The sequence below is a fragment of the Anthropogastromicrobium aceti genome (assembly GCF_020687335.1).
In the GTDB taxonomy this organism is placed as follows: domain Bacteria; phylum Bacillota; class Clostridia; order Lachnospirales; family Lachnospiraceae; genus Anthropogastromicrobium; species Anthropogastromicrobium aceti.
This window is the reverse complement of the sequence record NZ_JAJEQN010000002.1, coordinates 81,740-106,619: the sequence shown is the minus strand read 5'-3', so window position 1 is coordinate 106,619 and position 24,880 is coordinate 81,740. Positions and strand designations below refer to the sequence as shown.

The following is a 24,880-nucleotide window of genomic DNA, read 5'->3' as shown; positions in this document are numbered from 1 at the left end:
CAGAATATGAATCATTTAGATATTAACCAGATTAAAGATATTATTCCGCATCGCCATCCGTTCTTATTAATTGATTACATAGAGGATTATGTACCGGGTGAGTATGCTGTTGGATATAAATGTGTATCATACCGTGAGGAGTTTTTTGCCGGTCATTTTCCGCAGGAACCAGTTATGCCAGGTGTTTTGACAATCGAGGCACTGGCGCAGACGGGTGCAGTTGCAATTCTTTCACTTCCAGAAAATAAGGGAAAAACAGCTTACTTTGGCGGAATTGACAAGTGCCGTTTTCGCGGAAAAATAGTGCCTGGTGATAAGGTACGTCTTGAGACAAAGATCATCAAGACAAAAGGACCTGTAGGTATTGGAGAGGCAGTTGCAAGCGTGGATGGCAAGGTAGTTGTCCGTGCTGAGTTAACATTTATGATAGGATAGGAGATAACATGATCAGGAAAGTTCTTGTAGCAAACCGGGGAGAGATTGCAGTGCGCATTATTCGTGCCTGCCGAGAGATGGGGATTGAAACGGTAGCAGTCTATTCAGAGGCCGATAAGGATGCGCTTCATGCGAAGCTCGCAGATGAGGCAATTTGTATCGGACCGGCAAAGCTTAGCGAGAGCTACCTGTCAATGGAGCGTATCATAAGTGCAACAATTGTGTCAGGTGCAGAGGCCATTCATCCAGGCTTTGGATTATTGTCGGAAAACAGCCGCTTTGCAAAACTGTGTGAAGAATGCAACATTATTTTTATCGGGCCAGATTCTAATGTGATTGCTAAACTTGGTGACAAGCAGGCTGCCAGAGAGACTATGATTAGTGCCGGTGTGCCAGTTATACCTGGCGGTGATCATGCAGTGTATGATGAAAAGGATGCGAAAGAGACTGCAAAAAAGGTTGGTTATCCAGTTATGATTAAGGCAGTCCTTGGCGGAGGCGGCAAGGGAATGCGCACGGCAAAGGATGAAGAAGAGTTTGTAAAAAATTTTGCAATAGCACAGGCAGAAGCAAAGCAGTCATTTGGCGATGATGCTATGTATATTGAGCATTTTATTACAAGACCGCGTCATATTGAATTTCAAATTCTTGCAGATTCTTATGGGAATGTAATTCACCTCGGTGAGCGTGACTGTTCTATTCAAAGAAATCATCAGAAGATGATCGAGGAGGCACCAAGTGCAGCATTATCGCCAGAGCTTCGTCAAAAAATGGGAGAGACAGCAGTGCGTGCAGCCAAGGCAGCAGGTTATGTTAATGCTGGAACAATTGAATTTTTGCTTGAGCAAGATGGCAGCTTCTATTTTATGGAGATGAATACAAGAATCCAGGTAGAGCATCCCATTACGGAGTGGATCACAGGAATAGATCTGATTAAAGAGCAGATTCGAATCGCTGATGGAAAGAGGCTTTCTTATACACAGGATCAGGTAAAGATTAGTGGCCATGCAATTGAGGTACGAATAAATGCAGAGCGTCCAGAGGAGAATTTTTTGCCATGTCCAGGAACTATTACAGGACTTCATCTGCCAGGAGGCAAGGGAGTGCGCATTGACTCTGCAATTTATAGTGGCTATACGATTCCGCCATATTATGACTCAATGATAGCAAAGATAAGTGTGTGGGCAAAAAACAGACGTGAGGCAATTCAAAAAATGCAAAGTGCGCTCGGTGAGGTAATCATAGAGGGCGTTGATACCAATGTCAATTATCAGTATGCGCTGCTTAATCATCCGGATTTTCTGGCAGGAAATATTGACATTGAATTTATTGACCGTATTCAGCAGGAGGCATAAAGATTATGAATCTCGATCATGTATTTAAAAAGACATTGGTGCGGCCATTTGCCGGAATCCGCAAGAAACCAGAGGTGCCAGAAGGTCTTCTTTGCAAATGCAGCATGTGCAAAAAGGCGATAGTAGCAGAGGATGTCAGAAAAAATTTCTATGTCTGCCCAAGCTGCAATGGCTATTTTCGTGTCCGTGCACAGGAGCGTATTGCGCGAATTGCAGATGAGGGAAGCTTTCTTGAATGGGATCAGGATCTTGTGGGCAAAAATCCCATGGAGTTTGAAGGGTACGAGGAAAAAATTGCTGCTGCGAGGTTAAAGACACGATTAAAAGAAGCCGTTGTAACAGGACAATGTACAATAGGCGGTGAGCCGTGTGTGCTTTGCGTGATGGATGGCCGCTTTATGATGGCAAGCATGGGAGAGGCAGTAGGCGAAAAAATTACGCGTGCAGCAGAAGAGGCAACAAAAAAGAAGCTGCCTATTATCATTTTTACATGCTCTGGCGGTGCAAGAATGCAGGAGGGAATTATATCTCTTATGCAGATGGCAAAGACATCAGCTGCGCTTAAGCGTCACAGTGATGAAGGACTTTTATATATAAGTGTGCTTACTGACCCAACAACAGGTGGTGTGACGGCAAGCTTTGCTATGGAGGCTGATATTATTTTGGCAGAGCCAAAGGCACTTATTGGTTTTGCGGGACCTCGTGTTATAGAGCAGACGACAGGACAGCGCCTCCCGGCAGGCTTTCAGCGAGCAGAATTTTTGCTTGAGCATGGCTTTGTGGATCGCATTGTTGAGCGTCATGAGCAAAAGAAAGTGCTGACAGATCTTTTGCATCTTCATAGTGTATCGGCTGAATTGAAGATAAGTTCTTTCGCAGAAAAAACTGAAATTGAAAATGTCAAAGCTGCAGAAGAAAATATTCAGAAAAAATATTCGGCATGGGACCGCGTTTGCTTTTCACGTGATAAAAAACGCCCTATAGGTTATGATTATATTAATGCACTAATTGATCAGTTTTATGAATTTCATGGTGATCGAATGATGACAGATGATAAAGCTGTTACGGCAGGAATTGGCTTTTTTAATGGTCTGCCTGTCACTGTGATTGCGCAGGAGAAAAATGAAAATTTTGGCATGTGTTCTCCACAGGGCTATCGAAAGGCACTTCGTTTGATGAGGCAGGCTGAAAAATTTCATCGTCCAATTCTTTGCTTTGTCGATACGCCAGGCGCTGCCTGTGGAATTGAAGCAGAGGAGCATGGACAGGGAGAGGCAATCGCAAGAAATCTTTTTGAAATGTCATCTTTAAAGACACCAATTCTTTCCATTTTGATTGGAGAGGGCGGAAGCGGCGGTGCACTTGCGCTTGCAGTAGCAGATGAGGTATGGATGATGGAAAATGCAGTATATTCCATCCTTTCTCCTGAAGGATTTTCAAGTATTCTTTGGAAGGACAGCAAGCGTGCAAAGGAGGCTGCTGACAGTATGAAGCTTACAGCTGCCGACTTGAAAAAGGCAGGAATTGTCGAGCGTGTATTTGAGGAGCCGGCACATTTTTCAAAGGATCAGATGGAAGATGTAGCAGAGGCACTTCGCAGCCAGATTGATCAGTTTTTATTAAAATATGGCAGTATGGACAGCATAGAGCTGTGCGAACACCGCTATCAGAGATTTCGTAAATATTGATTATGGCAGGGAATAAAATATGATAAAAATAAAAAATAAAGAGCTGAAAAAGCCGATCTTTCAGGGCGGTATGGGTGTCGGTGTAAGTCTTTCTGGACTGGCTGGTGCAGTCGCAAAGGCAGGAGGAGCCGGCACGATATCAGCAGCGCAGATTGGATTTTTAGATCCTGAATTTGACAAAGATCCGTTTGAGGCAAATCTTCGTGCAATCAAAAGTGAATTTGATAAAGCAAGAAAAATAAGCAAGGATGGTATAATCGGTTTTAATATTATGGTTGCCATGCAGCATTACGAAGAGTATGTTAGGGCTGCTGTTAAGGCAGGAACAGATTTTCTTGTATGCGGAGCAGGTCTTCCAGTTGATCTTCCTAAAATTGTTGCAAATGCCATGGAAGAGATGGATCAATCTGTGGAGGCACCAGCACTTGCACCAGTCGTTTCAACTGAAAAATCGGCGCGTGTAATCTTTCGCTATTGGGAGAAAAAGCATCACTGCGCACCAGATTTTGTGATTATTGAAGGACCGCTTGCTGGTGGTCATCTTGGCTTTGCAAAAGATCAGCTCTCCTATTATACCTTTGATGTCTATGAAAAAGAGGTGCGTAATATTATTAAAGTCTGCCGTGAGTATGCGGCGCGTTTTAACAAAGAAATTCCAGTCGTTTTGGCAGGAGGCATCAGCACAAAGGAAGCAGCAGATCATGCTTTTTCGTTAGGCGCAGACGCTATTCAGGCAGCTACTCGTTTCGTTACAACATATGAATGTGATGCATCAGATGCTTTTAAGAAGGCTTATCTTGATGCATCAAAGGAAGATATTATTTTGATTGACAGTCCTGTTGGTCTTCCGGGACGAGCTGTCAGAAATAAATTTAGTGATACCATTATGTCTGGAGGACGCATAGCGCCAGTGCGCTGCAGAGGCTGTCTGAAAAATTGCCGTCCAGATAAGATTCCATATTGTATTACAGATGCGCTGATTACCTCAGTCACGGGCGATGCAAAAAATGGTCTTGTTTTCTGCGGAGCAGATGCGTGGAGATGTGATCATCTTGAATATGCAGAAGATGTAATAGAATCTTTACTTTCATGATTAAGAAAAATGTGCTATACTGAAATAAAAATAGGGTGAACAGAGGGAATACTTATTTTGGAGGTATAGTATAGTGGTCAATTTATTTTCTAGAGAACATAATAAACGAACACGGTTTACCCGGATGTGTATCGGGGAAGCCGTGTTCGTTTTGATGGATAAAAAAGAATATGAGAAAATTAAAATCTCAGATATTGTAAAGACGGCTGGCGTATCAAGAATGACATTTTATCATTATTATGAGACAAAGGAAGATGCGCTGTCTGATTATTTTCACGAGATAGTTGCTGGATATATACGTGAGTGCAGAACAGAAAAGATAGGACGCTTTCATAATAGAAGCAGCATCGTTCATGCATTGAAATATTTCGATCAGTATGAGATGTTTATTGGAAAGCTGGTAGATGCAAAGCTGCAATATATTCTGTGGGATGCGATGAATGATTACATGAGCAAGAGAATTATGCCAAAGTATAAAATTCCAGAGTATGAGCTTTATTTTTATGGCGGTGCATTATTAAATGTCTTTTTAAAGTGGCAGAAGGATCAAAAAAAAGAGTCCGCAGAACAAATTGCAGACTCCATTATAAAAAGTATGGGATTACCAGTCACTTCCCATCCTACTAAATGCGAGGATGATGGAATCAATGCCTAGTAAAATTAAATCAATTCCAATTAGATAGCTAAGTGATATGAGTGCAGCAACAGGGCGAATCAGCATGAAAATGCCAAGAAAAAGACCAACGATGTTTGCAATCATAATAAAGTAATAATGCCATTTTACTGTCCAAATGCGTATCATTGGCAGCTGTGACAGTCGTGAAATGCAATGTGCGATAAACCACATCGGGAAGAAAAGTGAAAAAGCCCATTTCACAGCACCAGGATATACAAGAAGCATCAGACCAGCAAGAACGCTTAAGCATCCGGACATAAGAGCAATAGTTGGCGCAAAGCCGACATGTTCCTCTGTTCTGACATAAAAGATAATGTCGAGGATTCCGATACAAAGTGCAATAAGTCCAAAGAACATGACAAAGCCGGATAACATACTGTCTGGACGAAGAAAAGAGAAAATTCCAAGAATAATCAAAAGTATTCCTTCGATCAGCTCAATCCAACCGAAACGGGAACGATTTCTCATTTTAATTCACCTCCTGAAGCAGTATTTGAATCTCTGTTTAAAATTTCCATAAATTCTTCTCCTGTAATCGTTTCTTTCTCATATAGATAATTTGATAATTCATCAAGTTTGTCGCGATTATCAAGAAGAAGCTTCTTTGCCTTTTGATGCTGTTTCTTCACAAGTTCAGTTACCTGACGGTCAATTTCCTTTTGTGTATCAGCAGAGCATGCAAGAGAAGCGTCACCGCCAAGGTACTGATTTGTTACAGTCTCAAGGGCAACCATATCAAATTCATCACTCATACCATAGCGTGTAATCATGGCACGTGCAAGCTTTGTTGCCTGCTCAATATCATTAGAAGCACCAGTAGTAATCTGATTGAAAACTACTTCCTCAGCGGCACGGCCGCCTGTAAAGGTTGCGATTTTATTTTCAATTTCTTCTTTTGTCATCAAATATTTGTCACCCTGCTCAACCTGCATAGTGTATCCAAGAGCACCAGAGGTACGTGGAATGATCGTGATTTTTTGAACTGGTGCAGAGTGAGACTGCAGTGCAGCGACAAGTGCGTGACCGATTTCATGGTAAGCAACTACCTTTTTCTCCTGATCAGAGAGAACGGCATTTTTCTTTTGATAACCAGCAATAACAACCTCAACACTTTCCTCAAGGTCGGCTTCATGGACAATAGTTCGTCCCTGACGTACAGCGCGAAGAGCAGCTTCATTTACTATATTTGCAAGTTCAGCACCGGAAGCACCAGATGCCATTCTTGCAATTGTATGAAAGTCAACATCATCTGCCGGCTTGATTTTCTTTGCATGAACCTTAAGGATTGCTTCACGTCCCTTTAAATCAGGAAGTTCTACAGGAACACGGCGGTCAAAACGTCCAGGACGTGTCAGAGCCGGATCAAGAGATTCAGGGCGGTTTGTGGCAGCCAGAATTATGACACCATTATTTCCTTCAAAACCATCCATTTCTGTCAGCAGCTGATTCAATGTCTGCTCGCGCTCATCATTTCCGCCTACTTGACCATCACGTTTTTTACCAATAGCATCAATCTCATCAATAAAGACAATACAAGGCGCTTTTTCCTTTGCCTGTTTAAAAAGATCGCGGACTTTAGAAGCACCCATACCAACGAACATTTCAACAAATTCCGAACCGGAAATTGAGAAGAAAGGAACACCAGATTCACCGGCAACAGCCTTTGCAAGCATTGTTTTACCAGTTCCAGGAGGGCCTACAAGCAACAGACCTTTAGGCATAGAGGCACCGGCATCAGTATATTTTTTTGGATTATGAAGATAATCAACAATCTCAGCAAGATTTTCCTTTGCCTCATCTTCACCGGCAACATCATCAAAATGGATGCCTTCAGTAGACTGAACATAAACTCTGGCGTTGCTCTTTCCCATGCCAAAGGCCATGGAATTTTTTCCACCAGCCTGTTCTAAAAGCTTTCTTCCAAGGTATTGTCCAAGAACAACGAAGATAACCATCGGAAGAATAAAGGTTAATAGAAAGCTCATGATAGGAGACATCGTCTGTTCGATATCCTTTGAGAATGTAGCACCAGACTGATAAAGACGTTCTGTAAGATTTGGATCATCCATGACACCTGTTTTGTATATGTTGTCATTATTTTTATCGGTAAAGATGATCTGAGAATCCTCAACCTCAACGCGTCCGATGTTTTTCTTTTCCGTCATGCTCATAAAAGTTCCGTAGTCAACCTCAGTCACCTGACGCGATAATAAAAGCGGGGAGACGAAGAAGTTGAATGCAGCCAGTACAAGCAGGACAATCACGTAATAGTAAATCAACGGTTTCTTTGGTGATTTGACCTCTTTCATGGTAGTACCCCTTTCTTAGTTTTAAACAAGATTATTTTGCTGGAGTTCGATTTTGCTAGCTTCTTTCTGCTCCTGAATGGCCTTTAAGGAGAGAAGCAGTGCGCGGTCAGCAGCGAGAATTGCAAAATCAAGAGCATATTCCGCAAGCAGCGCAGTGTTTTCAGCATTTTCATTCCACGTAGCTTCGGGGTCGCTCTCGGCGGCATTGTGCATTCGTTCCTGGACGTCATTGTACATGGAAATCAGTGCCTGAATTTTGGGTACTTTACATTCCTTCAGACGATAGCGTATTGCATCCTGCTCCAGATTATATTCTTCTGTTAGAGCATTTAATTCGCCCATCAGTGCGGTGATATCTTCGTGTTCACCATCGTCAATTCGTTCATGGAGATGACGGAGTTTTTCGTCAAGTTCAATCATTTTTGCAGCAAACATAGCATCGTGCCTCCTTTTCTTTGCTAGTTTTATTATAGAAAGAAAGGCACGTCAAAACAATAGTCACAATTTGTATTGTGTATGGACAGAATTTAAAAAGTGTAAAAAGATTTATTAGTGTGTTTTGTTTTTAAAGAATTGAGCCAGATCATGCACGATTTCATCCATGTGAGCAGAATCATCTTTAGACCAGGTGCGGACAAGACCTAGAAAAGCCAGACTGTGATAGCGAAGGAGAAGCTTTCTTTGTGATGCTGTTAAGCTGTCTGAAACAAGAGAGGAAGAAGCAGATTCGTTAGTCAGCTGATCGAAAAAAGAATAAAATTGCTCAAGTAAGAGTGGCTCAAGCTCACTTTGATAGCTGGTAGAAATGGTGCGCTGAATCAGTGGATGGGCATTAAGCGCAACGCTTAACAGGTAACGAATTTTATCTTCAAGCGTTGGCTGGGCAAGACAATTTTCCAAAAGCTCCTTAGAACCCTGCTCCATCATGTAGCAGATAAGATCTGGAATATCCTGAAAATGATAATAAAAGGTTTGGCGTGTGATGCCGCACTCCTCAACGATATCCTTAACTGTAAGTTTTTTAGTACGCTTTTTTGTTAAAAGTTCGGAAGCAGAACGGCAAATCGCCGCTTTCATATCGATTGGCATAATACCCTCCTTGGTAAATTTTTGCTGAAAATTATATTATTTTCTTCCTGTTTCTGCTATTATAAGGGAGAAAAGAGGACGTTTGCAAGAAGAAAAATAATTTGGAGGTGTTCTGAGGGGATGAATGAGTTAGGAATATGTGAGCAAGATATGTACGAGCAGGGAATGAATGAGCAGGAGGTAAACGGGCAGGGAATCAGCGAGCTGGGACGGCTGGAAAATCTATCAGGAGATATGGAGAAAAATCCATATCGACCCTATTATTTTGAAAATCCTAAAGCATATGATAGCCCGATTCGCAGTTGGGAGGAATTTCGAGGGCGTTTTCGCACTGAATTTGCCGCTCATATGCCGAAAGAAGCACCTACTTACATGAATCCATTTTTGGAGGAGAGTGCCTATTTCTTTCCGAATCCAAAGGATGAGGTCGCGTTAGTTGTCAATTGCGGATATTGTCCACCATTTTTGCACCGTCTAGCATTTGTTAAAATCGTGTATGTGCTCCGAGGAAGCTGCTTTTTCTTTATTGGCGGTGAAAGAATTTTAATGAAAAAAGGATCGTTTTGTCTTGTTGGACCAAATGTAGAGCAGGCTGTGTATAGCTGCAATGATGAGGATATTGTTGTGAATTTAATTATGCGCTTTTCTTCATTTGCAGAATCCTTTTTGGGATTGATGCGGGAACAAGGGATTATGTCGGAATTTCTCTGGCGAATGCTGTACAGCAGAACGGACAATGGCTGTCTGATGTACGATGGAAAAGAGGAAAAAATCGTGACCGAAAATGTAAAGAATCTGTGTGAGGAGATTCTTTTTGAAACGCAAAATCCAAGTAGCTTGATTCGAAAAAGCATGCTGCTGATTTTTTATGGGAATGTTCTGCGTCTTCACGAAAAAGAATTGATTGTACTGGGAAGAGAGGGACGTGCAGGTGGTTATCAGTTGGCAGATATGCTATTTTATATGGAAAATCATCTTACATGTAGCTTGCCAGAGTTGGCAGGTACATTTAACTTAAGTGAAGGGTATTTGAGCCGATATTTTCGAAAAGAGACTGGAAAAACGTTTGCACAGCTTTTGTGTGAATTTCGTATGAGACGTGCAGAGAAAATGCTTCTTCACACCGATTTTTCGATTGAGAAGATTGTGGAGACAGTAGGGTATACCGATAAGAGTCGTTTCTATCGAAATTTTAAGGCAATGTATTGTGTGTCACCTGTGAAATACCGCAAAGGAAGGGGAGAATTATGTCCGTATCCAAGCAATTAGAAGAAATATTGAGACAAGAAGAACATGGTCAGAAAGAATACAGGAATTTATACCAGAAAAATCCAGCGGCGTATGATAGTCCAATTCGAAGCTGGAAGGAATTTCGTGAGCGTTTTTCAACTGAAATAGCAAAGGAAGCACCGACGCCAATAAAAGGTTTTTTGTCGGAAAAGGAAATTTTTCCCAATGAGGATGTGCAGGTACACTGTTTTAAAAATGTAAGATTTTGTCCACCTTTTTTGCATAAACTGGAATTTATTAAGATTGTTTACATAATGGAAGGAACCGCTGTTTTTTATCTTGGCGATAAGCAGTATGACATGTCGGAGGGAAATTTTTGCATTGTGGCACCGGGAGTTGAGCAGGCACTTTTTACAGCAGATTCAAACGGAATTGCCGTGAATATTTTGATGCGAGCATCGACTTTTACCAGAACCTTTTCCACACTTTTGTATGAGCAGGGAATTTTAGGCGATTTTTTCTGGAAAATGGCGTACACCAATTATTGCAATCGCGTATTATTTTTTTCAGCAACACCAGATGATCGGATGAAACAGACGGTGCTTCGATTGTATGAGCAGGCGCAGTTAGAGACAAAAAAGAGTAATCTAGTACAGGAAAGCTATGTCTGTATTCTGCTCGGTGAGGGAATACGCAGACATAGACAGAATATGAAGATTCTGGAGGGTTTTGATGGAAGCGTGTGGCAGATACCAGAAATTTTGCAGGATATGAAGCAGCATTTACAGGATATTACGTTAAAAGAGCTAGCGTTAAGGTGGAATCGAAGAGAGGATACGCTGCGACACGAATTGAAGATGGAAACTGGATATTCTTTTTCGCAGCTTCTTAGTGATATTCGCCTTCAGACGGCGGCAGATTTGCTGTGTAGGACAAATAAAAGTGTGGAAGAGATTATGGAGGAAGTCGGCTGTGGCGATTCTGCTGCATTTTACCGGAATTTTAAGAGACGATATGGTGTGACACCGCAGACATACCGAATCCAGCGAGGATAAGGAAACGGTTATAGAAAAATTAGAAAAAATTCAGAAAAAAGGTCATAAAAAGCAAATTTTAAGCATGTTGAAAAATACTAGTAAAAAAGATATGATGAGTACAACAAAAAGCAACAAAACTAAGAACGAAAATCAGCGGTTTGTTGTATAAAAGCACATTTTTATTAGGAGGAAAAACATGAAAAAAAGAACGTTAGCAGCACTTCTCGGCACATTGACAGCACTTTCAAGTGTAGCACCAACGATGGCACAGGCAGCAGAAAACACAGAGGAATACACTGTGACATTCTGTAGAACACAGGACTCCACAATGGAGAGTGATATTTTTTCTATTTTAAAGGATGAGTCCTATGAGGATAACCGTTGGACTAGACTGATTGCTGATCGTCTTGGAATCAATGTGAAGTATCTGTGGATTGCACCGAATGAAGAGCAGCAGACACAGAAGTTTAATGCAGCCGTTGCAGCAGGAACGATACCAGATATCGTTTGTGTCGATAAATTGACACTGAAAAATCTGGTAGAAGCAGATCTGGTTGTTGATATGGGATCATATTTTGAGGAGTATGCGAGTGATCTGCTCAAGTCCATGATCGAATCTGCAGGAGAGCAGTGTGTGCAGGCATGTACTTTTGATGGAGTACAGTACGGAATCCCATATGTTGATTGTGATATTGAGACCGCACAGATGCTTTGGCTTCGTCAGGACTGGATGGATGAGTTGGGGCTGGAAGCACCAAAGACAATTGATGATTTAAAGGGAATCATGGATGCCTTTATGGAAAAGGTAGGAGATGGTGCAGTTGGCATGGCTCTTTGCAACGATTTGTATGGAAACTTGATGGATATTAAGGGCTTTGCAAATGCATATGGTGCATACCCGCGTTACTGGGTACAGCAGGATGACGGAACACTCGTATACGGCAGCACGACACCAGAGATGAAGCAGACACTGGAAGCATTGGCTGATCTGTATCAGAATGGTTATCTGGATGAAGAGTTCCATGTAAATGATGGAACAAAGGCAGCAGAGGATCTGGTAAACGATAAGTGTGGTGTATTGTATGGATGGCATGCAACTGCTTTGTGGCCACTGCAGGATAATTTGAACCAGAATCCAGATGCAGACTGGAGACCATATCAGATCGTAACCAGCGAGGAAAGTGCAGAGGTGACACCGGGTATCAACATGATGACAAGCAGCTGGTATGCAGTAAGCTCTGAGTGTGAGCATCCAGAGGCATTAGTTGAATTGCTAAATCTCTATTGTGAGAAGGTATTCGATCCAGAATTAAATGAGTATAGCTACTATGCAAACCCAGGTGATGGATTAGAGGGTGTATGGAGACTTTCACCGGTATCATTAAACAGCCCAGATAAAAATCAGCAGACCGCTAAGGCAATCGCAGAGCCGTTAAAGACTGGCGATCCGGGAGATCTTTACGGAGAGCAGCTTAGCATGTATGAGTATAGCAAGGCAGCGCAGGATGGTGATACAACACTTTGGGGATGGAATCGTGTATTCGGTGAAGGTGGTTCTCAGATGCTTCTGATCGATTATGAGAACGATGAAAACGTGAAATTAGTAAGAGATCAGTTCTACGGAGTTGCAACCGAGACCATGAGTATGAGAAAAACAACGTTGGACACCGTGCTCGACGAAGCGTTCATTAAGATCATCACTGGACAGACAACTGCCGATGAGTTTGATAACGTTGTAGAATCTTGGTATTCTGCAGGTGGTCAGGATATGACGGATGAAGTGAACGAGTGGTATCAGGCACAACAGTAATTGGTCAGAGATAAAAAAGGCTGTCATGCAGCGTATGGTGTGGCACAGCATGGCAGCTTTTTCATTGGTTTATTGAAGTACAGTTGGAATACAGCGATGAAAATGAGGGATTTGAAATGCCAAATATAAATACAGTAAAAAAAGTAAAAACGAAATATACGAAAGCAAAGTTTAAAAAAGAGTTGCCATTGCATCTGATGATTCTTCCGGGATTGATTCTTGTTCTTATTTTTTCCTATGTTCCGATGGGCGGATTGATCATTGCATTTCAGAAGTTTATCCCGAGTAAGGGAATGTTTGGAAACCAGAAGTGGATCGGATTTGACAATTTTTCCTATGTATTTTCCCTTCCAGGTTTCACGCGAGCGATGATGAATACGATTATTATAGCAGCATGGAAGATTGTGCTGGGATTAGTTGTTCCAATCGTGTTTGCGCTTCTTTTAAATGAAGTAAAGGGACGCCGTTTTAAGAAAGTCGTGCAGACAATTGTGTATCTGCCTTACTTCATGTCTTGGGTTATTCTCGGTGGAATTTTCCGTGATATGCTTTCACCGGGAGAAGGAATCATTAATCAGATCATAACCGCATTTGGTGGAAAATCCATTTTCTTTTTAGGCGACAATCAATATTTTAGAGGTACGATGATTGTGACCGATATCTGGAAAAATTTTGGATACGGAGCAATTGTGTATCTGGCTGCTATTTTGGGCATTGACACGCAACTGTATGAGGCTGCACAGATTGACGGCGCAAATCGCTGGCAGCAGACATGGCATGTTACACTTCCAGGTATGAAGATGATCATCGTGCTGATGATGGTACTTAGTCTTGGAAATGTATTAAATGCAGGTTTTGATCAGATTTTCAATATGTACAGCACTTCTGTATACCAGACAGGAGATATCATTGATACGTTTGTATACCGTCTTGGTCTTTTGGATGCGCAATATGGACCAGCAACAGCTGTGGGTTTGTTTAAATCCGTTATCTCCACACTTTTTATTTCAATATCGTATTTCCTGGCGTATAAGCTGGCCGATTATCGTATCTTTTAGGAGGAACTGTTATGAAGAAATCAAAAGGGCGTATTGTTTTTGAGGTAATTAATGTAATTGTGCTGTCATTGCTGTCATTTGCCTGCCTGTTTCCGTTGTTAAATATTCTGGCAATGTCATTTTCGAGCAGTACAGCAGTTGCAGCTGGAAAAGTTTCTATTTTTCCTGTTGAATTTAATCTGTATGCGTATGATTATGTAGTAGGGAAGGCTGATTTCTGGAAATCACTGCTTCGCTCGGTGGAGCGTGTCGCAATCGGACTTCCATTAAATATGATTTTAACAATTATGCTTGCGTACCCACTGTCAAAGGAATCGACTTCATTTCGCATGAGAACTGTGTATGTATGGATTTTCTTCTTTACAATGCTGTTTTCAGGTGGCCTGATTCCGGGCTATTTGCTAATTCAGAATCTGAAAATGATGGATACGATCTGGGCGTTGGTGCTTCCAGCAGCAGTTCCTGTTTACAACGTAATTTTGATGTTAAATTTCTTTAGAGGAATTCCACACGAATTAGAGGAGGCAGCCGAGATCGACGGAGCAGGACAGTGGCGTATCTGTTTCCAGATCTTTGTACCATGTGCAAAGCCGTCAATCGCGACTCTGATGCTGTTTTCCTTTATTAGTCACTGGAACAGCTGGTTTGATGGATTAATTTACTCTAATTTCCCATCAAGCTATCCATTAGCATCGTTTTTGCAGACCGTTGTTGTACAGCGTGATATGACATTGCTTAGTTTAGAGGACTGGCAGTCCATGTCGATGATTTCAGATCGTACCGTGAGGTGTGCACAGATCTTTGTTGGAATTATACCGATCATTTTGATTTATCCATTTGCACAGAAATATTTTGTAAAGGGTATGACTGTAGGTTCTGTAAAGGGATAAAAAGATGAAATGACAAAATGACAAAGATGAACGATGACGGAGGCTTAATTGGAATGAGAACTGAGGATCTGAGGGTACAGGCACTGAAAAATCCGCTGGGAATCAACGAAAATCCGGTGTTTTCCTGGCAACTGGTATCGGATAAAAAAGACGAAAAAAATGAAAGACAGACTGCATATCGAATTCTGGTATCAGAGAGTGAGGCATCGCTTATAAATGAGACAGGGATGCTCTGGGACAGCGGTGTTGTAAAGGAAAGCCGCTGTTTTGGAATTTTGTATCAGGGCAAAAAGCTACATTCTGCACAGAAAGCGTATTGGAAGGTGATGGTGTGGGATGGAGAAAATCAGGCATCCGTGTGGAGTGAGACGGCATCCTTTGAGACAGGATTACTTGAGCGCGAGGATTGGAAAGGCATTTGGATTGGACAGGGTGAAGACTATGAAAATCAGGAGTTAGCGCCGGTTTTTGTAGGTGAATTTGAAGTGGCAGATCTTGAACAAGTAGTATGTGCACGAGCGTATATCAGTGGACTTGGTGTGTTTCTGGCTGATATGAATGGACAGAAGTTATCAGATGCTTTTTTTGAGCCTGGCGAGTCTGATGCGACAAAGACTGTTTATTATGTGACTTATGACATCACAAATCAACTTGTTTCAGGCACCAATTTTCTTACGATAACGCTGGGAAATGGTCAGTACACTGGGTACACAATCAATCCGGTTATGGTATATCAAGATGGAACAAAGACAAAATTTGGCCGTTATCAGAAAAATGACAGTTGTTTTGTTAAGCCGGGAATCTGTGGCAGAAAGAAGTTGATCGCTCAAGTAGAGCTGATCTTAAAGGATGGAACAAGAAAGATTGTTTGCACATCCAATGAAAACTGGCTGTGGGTCAATGGACCGACTGTTTTTCAGAACTGGTATGGCGGCGAGGATTACGATGCCTGCTTGGCAGAAGAACTTATAGGAAAGATGCCATCAGAGGAAAATGGCTGGGCCAAAGCAAAGAAAATGCAGTCGCCAAAGGGAGTGCTTATGGCGCGCGAGTGTCCGCCAATTAGGATCGAGGAACGCTTTACCGCAAAGAGCGTAAAAAAGCTGGGAGAAGGTCATTTCATGGTAGATGTGGGAAAAAATGGAGCTGGTTTTGTGGAGCTTGTGCTACATGGAACAACAAAAGAAAATCGTGGAAATTGGATTTCTATGTACCCAGCGGAAATGATAAATGAGACTGACAATGGTGTAGACCAGAGGTCGTGCACTCAGAGTTGGAGTGAGAAGTTTGACTGTGTGATTCGCGATTCCTATCGAATGGCAGGAACTGGTGAGGAGCGTTGGCATCCGTCCTTTTGCTATCATGGCTTTCAGTATGTGGAGGTCGTCGGCTTCCCAGGTGAGCTTACGTCAGATCAGATCATCTGCTGTCGTCTTGCAGTAGCAAATGAGAAGCATGGCACTTTTGAAACTTCAAATCAAACTTTAAATCGTATCTGCGAAATTACAGACCGCTCAATTTCAAGCAACATGTACTGGAGCTTTACCGATTGTCCGCAGATTGAAAAACTCGGCTGGATTGAAACTTCACATCTGATGTTTGCATCTGTTGCAGATGTGTATGACATTCGCGCATGGATGAAAAAGATTATTCATGATATCTGCGATTCGCAGCTCGATAACGAGCAGGCTTCGCTTGCAGGAAATAATGAGGAGGGGTTTGTGCCAGGTATCATTCCTGCGTTTTATCGTATCGGAGGACTTTACAAGGATCCAAACTGGAATGGTGCATGTGTTTTCACACCGTGGGCATATTATCAATATTATGGCGATGAAGCTGTATTGCGTCAGGCATTTCCAGTAATAGAGCGTTACCTAGCCTATTTGGATCGCCAGACGACAAATGGTGTCTTGGAAAATTATGCGCAGATGGGCGAATGGGGTGAGTATGGGGAGCATACACCAAATGTGCTGGTCGCTACTTGTGCATATTACAGAATGCTCGTGATTACAAAGCAGATTTGTGAAATTTTAAAAGGGCAGAAAAAACAGAAAGAAAATAAGCTAGATAAGAAAGCAAAATTATACGAGGCAAAAGCACAAGCCGTAAGAGACGCATTTTATCACCATCCAGAGTGTTACGATGAGGCAACTGAACAGTTTGGAACAGGCAGTCAGGCAAGCTATGCGATTGCATTGTTTAGCGGTATGGCAGAGGAGCATGAAGAGCAGGCAGTGAAAGCACTCGTAGAAGCTGTAAAGAAAAATGGTTATCATTTGACGTCAGGAGAAGTTGGTTTAAAACAGGTATTTACTGCACTGGCAGAGGCAGGCTATAGTGATGTTGTCTATCAGATGGTCATGAATCCAACTGCGCCGAGCTATCGTGTATTTGCCGATAATGGACTTACCACATTGCCGGAGTATTGGAATTATGAGGAACTTTGGCTTGGTAGTATGGTGCGCTCCCGTAATCATGCGATGATGGGTCATGTGCGCGAATGGATGACAAGCTTTGTGTTAGGGCTTCGTCCGCAGTCACCAGGATGGACAAAAATGTTAGTGGCACCGTATGCCGTAGCAGAGTTGACGTATGCGAAGGGGAGTGTTATGACCCCGTGGGGAATTGTAAAGGTGTCATGGAAAAAGGAGAATGAAAGCTTTTTTCTTGCGGCATACATTCCGCTAGGAATTATTGCTACTGTATGTATGCCAAAAGAATACGGTGGTTCACAGCTTGAGGTTGGAAGTGGCGAGTGGAAGTTTGAGGCTAAGGTAGAAAATTAGATCTAAAATTATTGCCCATGAGAAAGTCATTTATCATTATTCGCAGTTAAAAAGTATACAAGTTTTTTAACTAAAATTTGTAGAGTGACAATTTATTCATAAATGTATTTGAAAATCCGTATATGTTCATAAAAAGATTGATTTTTTGAACATATACGGATACACTATTTTTAAGGGAAAGGAGGCTGCAAATGGAGATTGAAAGTGAAAAGAAAGATAAGGATATAAATAAAACACAAAATGAACGGGAAATCGAGCGCCTTAACCGCAAATTAAAGCGAGTGATGGAAGAATATGCGAAGTGTGCAAAAGAAAGAGATGAACTAAGGGCAGCGATTAATGTTGCAAAAAGAAAGAAGGGAAGACCAGGACTAAGTACAGAGAAGAAGGCACAAATTTGCACACTTTATCAGCAGGGAAATTCCATGCGCCAGACTGCGCAAAAGGCAGGAGTGTCGCTTGGTACAGTAAGCAATGTTATAGATGAGGCAAAAAAGTCTTCAAGAATTGTCTATGTATATATGGATCGTAAAAAACCAGCAACATTGTTGGACATTTATCCAGCAATAAACAGACTGGAAATCTGGAACTTCACAGATGATCTGATTAGTCGGGCATTTGGCAGCCGCGAAAAACCTTCGTGGCAAGAATATGAGCAATTTTTAGAGGATCGCTGTATGCCTAGAACACGATACGGAATAAAAAAGGAACTGGAACATATGGGGCTAGACAGCTACGATCCATTTCAGATTGTGGAGATAACAAAGGGGCGCGTATATGGAGACGGGCAATGGTTAGCGCGAATGGATCAAAAAGGAATAGATCAAATTGACTGTATTCTGAAAAAAACGTCTAAAAAAACAAAAGAAAAACAGGCGAAAGCACTTCTGGAGTTTATTGATTTGTGGAAGGAGGAACAAGAATAAAGAAACGTCTATTCACAAAAACTGAAAATGTAAAAAAAACAATTGCATTTTTCAGGCAAACGTGTTATATTACAAATAGCGCGTTTTATTGCGCATGCCTATCCGCATCTAATGATGAGGATTAAGCCCATACGGACAGGCGGGGCAGCTGCCGATTGCGGTTTTTAAACCGCGTTATTGATTGAGTTAGAAGCTCAAATTTTATAAGTTGACGGGACATGGCACAGTAGTGTGCTCATCCGGTCGAAACATCACTTGTGAAACGGTCAATAATAATCGGATGCACATCTGGGCAAAAGCATGCGTGCGAAAAAACGATACATAGGACTTTACGGAACAGGTGATGCAGCCTGTTCCTTTTTTTATAAAAGAAACAGGTCATCAAATTGAGAGGACTGTAGGCAAATGGAAAAAGGACAAATGCGCGCACCAGTTTATGAGGCGCTTGAAAAGCTAAAGAAACGAAGAGTGGTTCCGTTTGATGTGCCAGGACATAAGAGAGGACGTGGAAACCCGGAATTAGTCGAGCTTCTTGGTGAAAAATGCGTCAGTCTTGATGTCAATTCCATGAAGCCGCTTGATAATCTGTGTCATCCGGTTTCAGTAATTAAGGAGGCAGAAGAGTTAGCGGCAGAGGCATTTCGTGCCGATCATGCATTTTTTATGGTTGGAGGAACAACGTCCTCTGTTCAGGGTATGGTGCTTTCTGTCTGCAAGGCAGGAGATGAAATCATTTTACCGAGAAATGTTCATAAGAGTGTAATAAATGCACTTGTGCTTTGCGGTGCAATTCCAGTATATGTAAATCCGGAGATGGATAATCGTCTGGGAATCTCGCTTGGTATGCAGGTAAGCGAGGTAGAAAAGGCGATTCTTGAACATCCAAAGGCAGTAGCTGTCCTTGTCAATAATCCGACATACTATGGAATTTGTTCGGATCTTCGTTCTATTGTAAAGGTGGCACATGCACATGGCATGAAGGTGCTTGTAGATGAGGCACATGGAACGCATCTTTATTTTGGAGAAAATCTTCCAGTTTGTGCGATGGATGCAGGAGCAGATATGGCCTCAGTCTCCATGCACAAATCAGGCGGAAGCCTGACGCAAAGCTCCATCCTTTTAACAGGAAAGAACGTAAATTGGGAGTATGTCAGTCAGATCATTAACCTGACACAGACAACAAGTGCATCATATCTGTTGATGTCAAGCCTTGACATTTCCAGAAGAAATCTGGCACTTCGCGGAAAAGAATCCTTCGCAAAGGTCGCAAAAATGGCAGAGTATGCCCGTGATGAAATCAATGCGATTGGCGGTTATTATGCCTACGGCAAGGATTTAATCAATGGAGGAAGCGTTTATGATTTTGATGTCACAAAGCTTTCTGTTTACACAAGAGATATTGGTCTTGCGGGAATCGAAGTCTATGATTTGCTTCGTGATGAGTATGATATTCAGATTGAGCTTGGTGATATAGCAAATATTTTAGCTTATATTTCTATCGGAGACCGCATTCAGGATATAGAGCGTCTTGTTGGTGCACTTGCCGATATAAAGCGTTTGTATTCCAAGGACCCGGCTAGTATGTTAAATACAGAGTACATTAATCCGAAGGTACTTGTATCACCGCAGACAGCATTTTATTCAGAAAAGACACGCCTTCCAATTAGAGAGACATCTGGCCGCATTTGTGCCGAATTTGTCATGTGTTATCCGCCGGGAATCCCGATTTTGGCACCAGGCGAGCTTATTACAGACGAAATTATTGAATATGTACTTTATGCAAAGGAAAAGGGCTGTTCTATGCAGGGAACGGAAGACCCAGCAGTAGAGTATTTAAATGTATTATAAGGCTGCAGAATAAAATGTGGCAGCTGAAAGGATAAAAAATGGAGCTTTGGTTTTCAGATTATCATACTGACAAGGTAAAAATGTCAGTGAAAGTGGAAAAGCAGCTGTTCGGCGAGCAGACCGATTTCCAGCGAATAGACGTGTTTGATTCAAAGGAATTTGGACGGTTTATCAGCTCCGATGGAAGCATTGTATTTTCCGAGAAGGATGAGTTTGTATATGACGAGATGATCGTTCATGTGCCTATGGCAGTTCATCCAAATGTGCGCCGTGTGCTTGTAATTGGAGGCGGAGATGGAGGCGTAGCAAGAGAGCTTTCTTATTATAAAGAGATTGAAGAGATTGATGTTGTTGAGCCAGATGAGGTATTTGTAGATGTATGCAAGAAGTTTTTCCCAGACAATGCAAGAGGTCTGGATGATCCGCGTGTGCGCGTCTTTTACGCAGATGGTCTTCGTTTTCTTCGTTCAAAGAATGATCAATATGATTTGATTATAAATGATGCAATTGATCCGTTAGGTCATACGGCAGGATTGTTTACGAAGGAATTTTATGGAAATTGCTATCGCGCTTTAAAAGAGGATGGCATCATGGTTTATCAGCATGGAAGTCCATTCTATGATGAAGATGAGGATACATGCCGCGCAATGCACCGAAAAGCAAGCCACAGCTTTCCAATAAGCAGAGTATATCAGGCACATATTCCAACATGTGCATCAGGTTATTGGCTGTTTGGATTTACGTCAAAAAAATATCATCCGTTGACAGATTTAAATGTGGAACGCTGGAAGGAGCGCAATATAAAAACGTGGTATTACACCACGAATCTGCACAAGGGTGCATTTATGCTTCCTCGATATGTTGAGGATATGCTGGAAGAAGAGGAAAACTAATACAAAACAGGAGGACAAAACGATGGGAAGACTTTTAATTATTGGATGTGGTGGAGTAGCAAGTGTAGCAATTCATAAGTGCTGCCAGAACAGCGACACCTTTACAGAGATCTGCATTGCAAGCCGTACAAAATCAAAGTGTGATGCATTAAAGGAAAAGCTTGAGGGTACCACAAAGACTGTAATCACAACAGCACAGGTAGATGCAGACAACGTAGAAGAGTTAAAGGCATTAATCAATTCCTATAAGCCACAGGCTGTTTTGAATGTTGCACTTCCTTATCAGGATTTGACCATTATGGATGCATGTCTTGCATGTGGTGTTGACTATATTGATACTGCAAACTATGAGCCAGAGGATACAGATGATCCAGAGTGGAGAGCTATTTATGAAAAGCGCTGCAAGGATGAAGGTTTCACTGCTTACTTTGATTATTCATGGCAGTGGGCATATAAGGAGCGTTTTGAAAAGGCAGGTCTGACTGCACTTCTTGGAACTGGCTTTGACCCAGGCGTAACAAGTGTTTTCAGTGCATATGCATTAAAGCACTATTTTGATGAGATCGAGACAATTGATATCTTAGACTGCAACGGTGGCGATCATGGCTATCCGTTTGCAACAAACTTCAATCCGGAAATCAACTTAAGAGAGGTTTCTGCAAATGGCTCCTACTGGGAGAATGGTCACTGGGTAGAGACAAAGCCGATGGAGATCAAGCGTGTATATGATTTCCCACAGGTTGGTGAGAAGGATATGTATCTGCTTCATCATGAGGAAATCGAATCTCTTGCAAAGAATATTCCAGGCGTAAAGCGCATTCGCTTCTTTATGACATTTGGTCAGAGTTATCTGACTCATATGAAGTGCCTTGAAAATGTTGGTATGCTTTCCACATCACCTATTAACTTTGAAGGAAAAGAGATCGTTCCGATTCAGTTCTTAAAGGCATTGCTGCCAGATCCGGCTTCCTTAGGACCAAGAACAGTAGGAAAGACAAATATTGGCTGTATTTATACAGGAACTAAGGACGGAAAGAAGAAGACCATCTATATCTACAATGTATGTGATCATCAGGAGTGCTACCGCGAGGTAGGTTCCCAGGCAATCTCTTATACAACAGGTGTTCCGGCAATGATTGGAACAGCACTTGTCATGGATAAGGTATGGAAAAAGCCAGGTGTATTCAATGTGGAAGAGTTTGATCCAGATTCATACATGGATATGTTAAACCGCTATGGTCTGCCGTGGGTAGTAGATGAAAATCCGCAGATCGTGGAGTAATGAAGCTATGTGGGAAACAATCAAAACACCAGCCTATGTGGTTGATGAAAAAAAGCTAAGAGAAAATCTGGAATGTCTGCATCGTGTCGAAGAAGAGACGGGCTGTCATATCCTTTTGGCACAGAAAGCTTTTTCAATGTTTCGCGTATATCCGCTGATCGGGTCGTACTTAAGTGGTACGACCGCCAGCGGTCTTTATGAGGCAAGGCTTGGATATGAAGAGATGAAAAAAGAAAACCATGTCTTTGCACCAGCTTACAAGACAGAGGATATGAAGGAGCTTGTAACGATCTGTGATCATATCATTTTCAATTCATTTGCGCAGTTTGAAAAGCACAAAGAAATCATTTCTGAATATAATAACAGTCAGAGAGAAAACGGGAATCGTGTAAGTATCGGAATGCGTGTCAATCCAGAGTTTTCCACACAGGAGGGTCATGCAATATATGATCCGTGTGCACCAGGTTCACGTCTTGGTGTAGTGCGCGCAAAATTTCCAGAAACACTTCCAAAAGAAATAGAAGGACTTCATATGCATACGCTCTGCGAGCAGGATTCTGATGATTTGGAGGCAACCTTCAACGCTTTTGAAAAGTCTTTTGAACCATATTTAAAGAAGATCAAATGGCTTAATCTCGGAGGCGGTCACCACATCACAAGACCAGGCTATGATATTGAACGTCTGATTCGCCTTATAAAGCGAATAAAGGATACCTATCATCTGGAAGTATATCTGGAGCCTGGTGAAGCAATTGCATTAAACGCGGGTTATCTGATAACAGAGGTTCAGGATATTGTGGACAATGACCTTTCTATTCTGATATTGGATGCATCTGCAGCATGTCATATGCCGGATGTATTAGAGATGCCGTACCGCCCACCGCTTAAAGGCGGCGATGAAACTGGTAAGAAGCCTTATACATATCGCCTCTCATCCATGACATGTCTGGCTGGAGATGTGATTGGTGATTATAGCTTTGACCATGAAATTCATGTGGGAGACCGTCTTGTATTTGAAGATATGGCAATTTATTCCATGGTAAAAAACAATACATTTAATGGAATTGGTCTGCCAGATATTTGCTTGCTTCATGAAGATGGCGCCATCGAGACAGTAAAGCGCTTTGGATATGAAGATTTCAAAAATAGACTTTCTTAGTGGTGTTACGAAACGACATCGGTGTAATGGTTTCGTCAAACATTGACGCGTATAGAATTCATCTAAGAAAGAGGAAGGAATCAGAAATTTATATGAAATTGATAAAGCAAATTCCGCGCGAGGACGGCTTTTATATGCCAGGCGAGTTTGAGCCGCATCAGGGCTGCATTCTAATATGGCCAAAGCGCCCAGGTTCGTGGGGATATGAGGCAAAAGCGGCAGGGAATGCATTTGCAGCAGTGATCAAAGCAATAGCACAGAGCGAGAAGGTCTACGTTGCAGTCACGAAAAAAACACTTCCAATTGCACAAGAAAAGTTGTTTGGAGAAAATAAAAACGCGGACATAATGCAGCAGGACAATATTGAGCTTTTCTTTGCAGATACCGATGATGCATGGGCAAGAGATGTGGCACCTACTTTTGTTAAATTAAATGAACACAATACTGCAAATTCAAATAAAGAAGGTTCAGATCAAAGTTCAAGTTCTGCTAGTGATTCTGTTATTCGAGCCGTAAATTGGGAATTTAATGCGTGGGGCGGAAATGTCGATGGTTTGTATGCTTCCTGGGAAAAAGACAATGCATTTGCCAGTGCATTTGCAGATCAGTTTGGATTTGACTGGTACGATGCTGCGCCATTTGTATTAGAAGGTGGTTCCATTCACAGCGATGGAGAGGGTACACTTTTAACGACAGAAAGCTGTCTGTTAAGTGCCGGACGAAATCCAAATCTTTCGAGAGAACAGATTGAAGAACAGCTGTCACGTTTTCTTGGAATCAAGAAGGTATTATGGCTTCCGCGAGGAATTTATCAGGATGAGACAAATGAGCATGTAGACAATGTGTGTGCCTTTCTTCACCCAGGTGAGGTAGTGCTTGCGTGGACAGACAATAAAGATGATCCTCAGTATGAGCTGTCACATCAAAGCTTATCGTATCTTGAAAACGTGCGAGATGCAAAAGGCCGCAAGCTTGTTATTCATAAGCTTCCAATTCCAGATCATCCGATATGCATCACAAAAGAGGATCTTGACGGCTATACATTTGAGGAAGGCGAGGATATGCGAGAAGTTGGAGAGCGTCTTGCAGCATCTTATGTCAATTTTTATTTTTCAAATGATGCGATCATTTTGCCGGTGTTTGGCGGTGAAAATAAGGAAAGCGATGAGCGAGCTGTACAGCTTATGCAGCAGTGGAATCCAGACCGAAAGGTAATACCTGTTTTTGCGAGAGATATTTTGACAGGAGGCGGAAATATTCACTGCATAACACAGCAGATTCCAAGATGATTGAAACGAAATAGCAGCGCATGATAT

The 24,880-nt window shown here is 41.9% G+C and carries 21 protein-coding genes; 17 read left to right on the top strand and 4 right to left on the bottom strand.

What is annotated here, in order from left to right:
- Positions 1-6: 6 nt before the first annotated feature.
- The 5 genes from fabZ (at position 7) to LKD48_RS01135 (ending at position 5,226) form a co-directional block, all read left to right on the top strand.
- On the top strand, positions 7-435 hold the full coding sequence (gene fabZ / locus LKD48_RS01155; RefSeq protein ID WP_118612705.1) for a 3-hydroxyacyl-ACP dehydratase FabZ: 429 nt from the start codon (positions 7-9) through the stop codon (positions 433-435).
- An 8-nt stretch (positions 436-443) separates the two neighbouring features.
- Positions 444-1,790, top strand: coding sequence for an acetyl-CoA carboxylase biotin carboxylase subunit (locus tag LKD48_RS01150; RefSeq protein ID WP_308730908.1), 1,347 nt, complete (start codon positions 444-446; stop codon positions 1,788-1,790).
- A gap of 5 nt (positions 1,791-1,795) precedes the next feature.
- Complete coding sequence (gene accD, locus LKD48_RS01145) at positions 1,796-3,478, top strand: acetyl-CoA carboxylase, carboxyltransferase subunit beta (protein WP_308730907.1); 1,683 nt, start codon at positions 1,796-1,798, stop codon at positions 3,476-3,478.
- 19 nt (positions 3,479-3,497) lie between these two features.
- Complete coding sequence (locus LKD48_RS01140) at positions 3,498-4,571, top strand: NAD(P)H-dependent flavin oxidoreductase (RefSeq protein WP_308730906.1); 1,074 nt, start codon at positions 3,498-3,500, stop codon at positions 4,569-4,571.
- Between the two features lie 154 nt (positions 4,572-4,725).
- Entirely contained in the window at positions 4,726-5,226 is a 501-nt protein-coding gene (locus LKD48_RS01135) for a TetR/AcrR family transcriptional regulator (RefSeq protein ID WP_227100237.1), read from the top strand.
- Here the strand turns inward: LKD48_RS01135 and LKD48_RS01130 are convergent.
- From LKD48_RS01130 to LKD48_RS01115, 4 genes are all read right to left on the bottom strand, one after another.
- Positions 5,173-5,715, bottom strand: a complete 543-nt coding sequence (locus LKD48_RS01130; RefSeq protein ID WP_308730905.1) for an HdeD family acid-resistance protein — start codon at positions 5,713-5,715, stop codon at positions 5,173-5,175. The two genes, LKD48_RS01135 and LKD48_RS01130, sit on opposite strands and share 54 nt — an antisense overlap.
- Positions 5,712-7,556, bottom strand: a complete 1,845-nt coding sequence (gene ftsH / locus LKD48_RS01125) for an ATP-dependent zinc metalloprotease FtsH (RefSeq protein WP_227100239.1) — start codon at positions 7,554-7,556, stop codon at positions 5,712-5,714. Before ftsH ends, LKD48_RS01130 begins: the two co-directional genes overlap by 4 nt.
- Before the next feature lie 21 nt (positions 7,557-7,577).
- Positions 7,578-7,991, bottom strand: a complete 414-nt coding sequence (locus tag LKD48_RS01120) for a hypothetical protein (RefSeq protein WP_066558094.1) — start codon at positions 7,989-7,991, stop codon at positions 7,578-7,580.
- A gap of 114 nt (positions 7,992-8,105) precedes the next feature.
- On the bottom strand, positions 8,106-8,645 hold the full coding sequence (locus LKD48_RS01115; protein ID WP_066558093.1) for a TetR/AcrR family transcriptional regulator: 540 nt from the start codon (positions 8,643-8,645) through the stop codon (positions 8,106-8,108).
- Between the two features lie 120 nt (positions 8,646-8,765).
- Between LKD48_RS01115 and LKD48_RS01110 the strand changes: the two genes are divergently transcribed.
- The 12 genes from LKD48_RS01110 to aguA all read left to right on the top strand — a co-directional run bounded on the left by LKD48_RS01110 (position 8,766) and on the right by aguA (position 24,853).
- Positions 8,766-9,914, top strand: a complete 1,149-nt coding sequence (locus LKD48_RS01110) for an AraC family transcriptional regulator (protein ID WP_308730903.1) — start codon at positions 8,766-8,768, stop codon at positions 9,912-9,914.
- Complete coding sequence (locus LKD48_RS01105) at positions 9,893-10,930, top strand: AraC family transcriptional regulator (protein WP_262537743.1); 1,038 nt, start codon at positions 9,893-9,895, stop codon at positions 10,928-10,930. Before LKD48_RS01110 ends, LKD48_RS01105 begins: the two co-directional genes overlap by 22 nt.
- A gap of 178 nt (positions 10,931-11,108) precedes the next feature.
- A complete protein-coding gene (locus LKD48_RS01100; RefSeq protein WP_308730901.1) occupies positions 11,109-12,722 on the top strand; it encodes an extracellular solute-binding protein in 1,614 nt (537 codons plus the stop codon).
- Positions 12,723-12,838: 116 nt separating this feature from the next.
- Positions 12,839-13,780 (top strand): ABC transporter permease, encoded by a 942-nt coding sequence (locus tag LKD48_RS01095; protein ID WP_262537744.1) that lies wholly within the window; start codon positions 12,839-12,841, stop codon positions 13,778-13,780.
- 11 nt (positions 13,781-13,791) lie between these two features.
- Positions 13,792-14,670: a carbohydrate ABC transporter permease gene (locus LKD48_RS01090; protein ID WP_227100247.1), complete on the top strand. Its 879-nt coding sequence runs from the start codon at positions 13,792-13,794 to the stop codon at positions 14,668-14,670.
- 17 nt (positions 14,671-14,687) lie between these two features.
- Positions 14,688-17,456, top strand: coding sequence for a family 78 glycoside hydrolase catalytic domain (locus LKD48_RS01085; RefSeq protein ID WP_308730900.1), 2,769 nt, complete (start codon positions 14,688-14,690; stop codon positions 17,454-17,456).
- 191 nt (positions 17,457-17,647) lie between these two features.
- Complete coding sequence (locus LKD48_RS01080) at positions 17,648-18,382, top strand: hypothetical protein (protein WP_308730899.1); 735 nt, start codon at positions 17,648-17,650, stop codon at positions 18,380-18,382.
- A 405-nt stretch (positions 18,383-18,787) separates the two neighbouring features.
- A complete protein-coding gene (locus tag LKD48_RS01075) occupies positions 18,788-20,230 on the top strand; it encodes an aminotransferase class I/II-fold pyridoxal phosphate-dependent enzyme (RefSeq protein ID WP_227100249.1) in 1,443 nt (480 codons plus the stop codon).
- Between the two features lie 38 nt (positions 20,231-20,268).
- Positions 20,269-21,123 (top strand): polyamine aminopropyltransferase, encoded by an 855-nt coding sequence (speE, locus tag LKD48_RS01070; protein WP_227100250.1) that lies wholly within the window; start codon positions 20,269-20,271, stop codon positions 21,121-21,123.
- A 22-nt stretch (positions 21,124-21,145) separates the two neighbouring features.
- Positions 21,146-22,405, top strand: a complete 1,260-nt coding sequence (locus LKD48_RS01065) for a saccharopine dehydrogenase family protein (RefSeq protein ID WP_308730898.1) — start codon at positions 21,146-21,148, stop codon at positions 22,403-22,405.
- Positions 22,406-22,412: 7 nt separating this feature from the next.
- Positions 22,413-23,564: a carboxynorspermidine decarboxylase gene (gene nspC / locus LKD48_RS01060; protein ID WP_308730897.1), complete on the top strand. Its 1,152-nt coding sequence runs from the start codon at positions 22,413-22,415 to the stop codon at positions 23,562-23,564.
- A 92-nt stretch (positions 23,565-23,656) separates the two neighbouring features.
- Complete coding sequence (gene aguA / locus LKD48_RS01055) at positions 23,657-24,853, top strand: agmatine deiminase (protein ID WP_308730896.1); 1,197 nt, start codon at positions 23,657-23,659, stop codon at positions 24,851-24,853.
- Positions 24,854-24,880 lie beyond the last annotated feature (27 nt).

What these genes read in the sequence shown, in the direction of transcription:
- fabZ (WP_118612705.1), top strand. Translation starts at nt 7, where the DNA reads ATGAATCATTTAGATATTAACCAGATTAAAGATATTATTCCGCATCGC.
- LKD48_RS01150 (WP_308730908.1), top strand. Translation starts at nt 444, where the DNA reads ATGATCAGGAAAGTTCTTGTAGCAAACCGGGGAGAGATTGCAGTGCGC.
- accD (WP_308730907.1), top strand. Translation starts at nt 1,796, where the DNA reads ATGAATCTCGATCATGTATTTAAAAAGACATTGGTGCGGCCATTTGCC.
- LKD48_RS01140 (WP_308730906.1), top strand. Translation starts at nt 3,498, where the DNA reads ATGATAAAAATAAAAAATAAAGAGCTGAAAAAGCCGATCTTTCAGGGC.
- LKD48_RS01135 (WP_227100237.1), top strand. Translation starts at nt 4,726, where the DNA reads ATGGATAAAAAAGAATATGAGAAAATTAAAATCTCAGATATTGTAAAG.
- LKD48_RS01130 (WP_308730905.1), bottom strand. Translation starts at nt 5,715, where the DNA reads ATGAGAAATCGTTCCCGTTTCGGTTGGATTGAGCTGATCGAAGGAATA.
- ftsH (WP_227100239.1), bottom strand. Translation starts at nt 7,556, where the DNA reads ATGAAAGAGGTCAAATCACCAAAGAAACCGTTGATTTACTATTACGTG.
- LKD48_RS01120 (WP_066558094.1), bottom strand. Translation starts at nt 7,991, where the DNA reads ATGTTTGCTGCAAAAATGATTGAACTTGACGAAAAACTCCGTCATCTC.
- LKD48_RS01115 (WP_066558093.1), bottom strand. Translation starts at nt 8,645, where the DNA reads ATGCCAATCGATATGAAAGCGGCGATTTGCCGTTCTGCTTCCGAACTT.
- LKD48_RS01110 (WP_308730903.1), top strand. Translation starts at nt 8,766, where the DNA reads ATGAATGAGTTAGGAATATGTGAGCAAGATATGTACGAGCAGGGAATG.
- LKD48_RS01105 (WP_262537743.1), top strand. Translation starts at nt 9,893, where the DNA reads ATGTCCGTATCCAAGCAATTAGAAGAAATATTGAGACAAGAAGAACAT.
- LKD48_RS01100 (WP_308730901.1), top strand. Translation starts at nt 11,109, where the DNA reads ATGAAAAAAAGAACGTTAGCAGCACTTCTCGGCACATTGACAGCACTT.
- LKD48_RS01095 (WP_262537744.1), top strand. Translation starts at nt 12,839, where the DNA reads ATGCCAAATATAAATACAGTAAAAAAAGTAAAAACGAAATATACGAAA.
- LKD48_RS01090 (WP_227100247.1), top strand. Translation starts at nt 13,792, where the DNA reads ATGAAGAAATCAAAAGGGCGTATTGTTTTTGAGGTAATTAATGTAATT.
- LKD48_RS01085 (WP_308730900.1), top strand. Translation starts at nt 14,688, where the DNA reads ATGACAAAGATGAACGATGACGGAGGCTTAATTGGAATGAGAACTGAG.
- LKD48_RS01080 (WP_308730899.1), top strand. Translation starts at nt 17,648, where the DNA reads ATGGAGATTGAAAGTGAAAAGAAAGATAAGGATATAAATAAAACACAA.
- LKD48_RS01075 (WP_227100249.1), top strand. Translation starts at nt 18,788, where the DNA reads ATGGAAAAAGGACAAATGCGCGCACCAGTTTATGAGGCGCTTGAAAAG.
- speE (WP_227100250.1), top strand. Translation starts at nt 20,269, where the DNA reads ATGGAGCTTTGGTTTTCAGATTATCATACTGACAAGGTAAAAATGTCA.
- LKD48_RS01065 (WP_308730898.1), top strand. Translation starts at nt 21,146, where the DNA reads ATGGGAAGACTTTTAATTATTGGATGTGGTGGAGTAGCAAGTGTAGCA.
- nspC (WP_308730897.1), top strand. Translation starts at nt 22,413, where the DNA reads ATGTGGGAAACAATCAAAACACCAGCCTATGTGGTTGATGAAAAAAAG.
- aguA (WP_308730896.1), top strand. Translation starts at nt 23,657, where the DNA reads ATGAAATTGATAAAGCAAATTCCGCGCGAGGACGGCTTTTATATGCCA.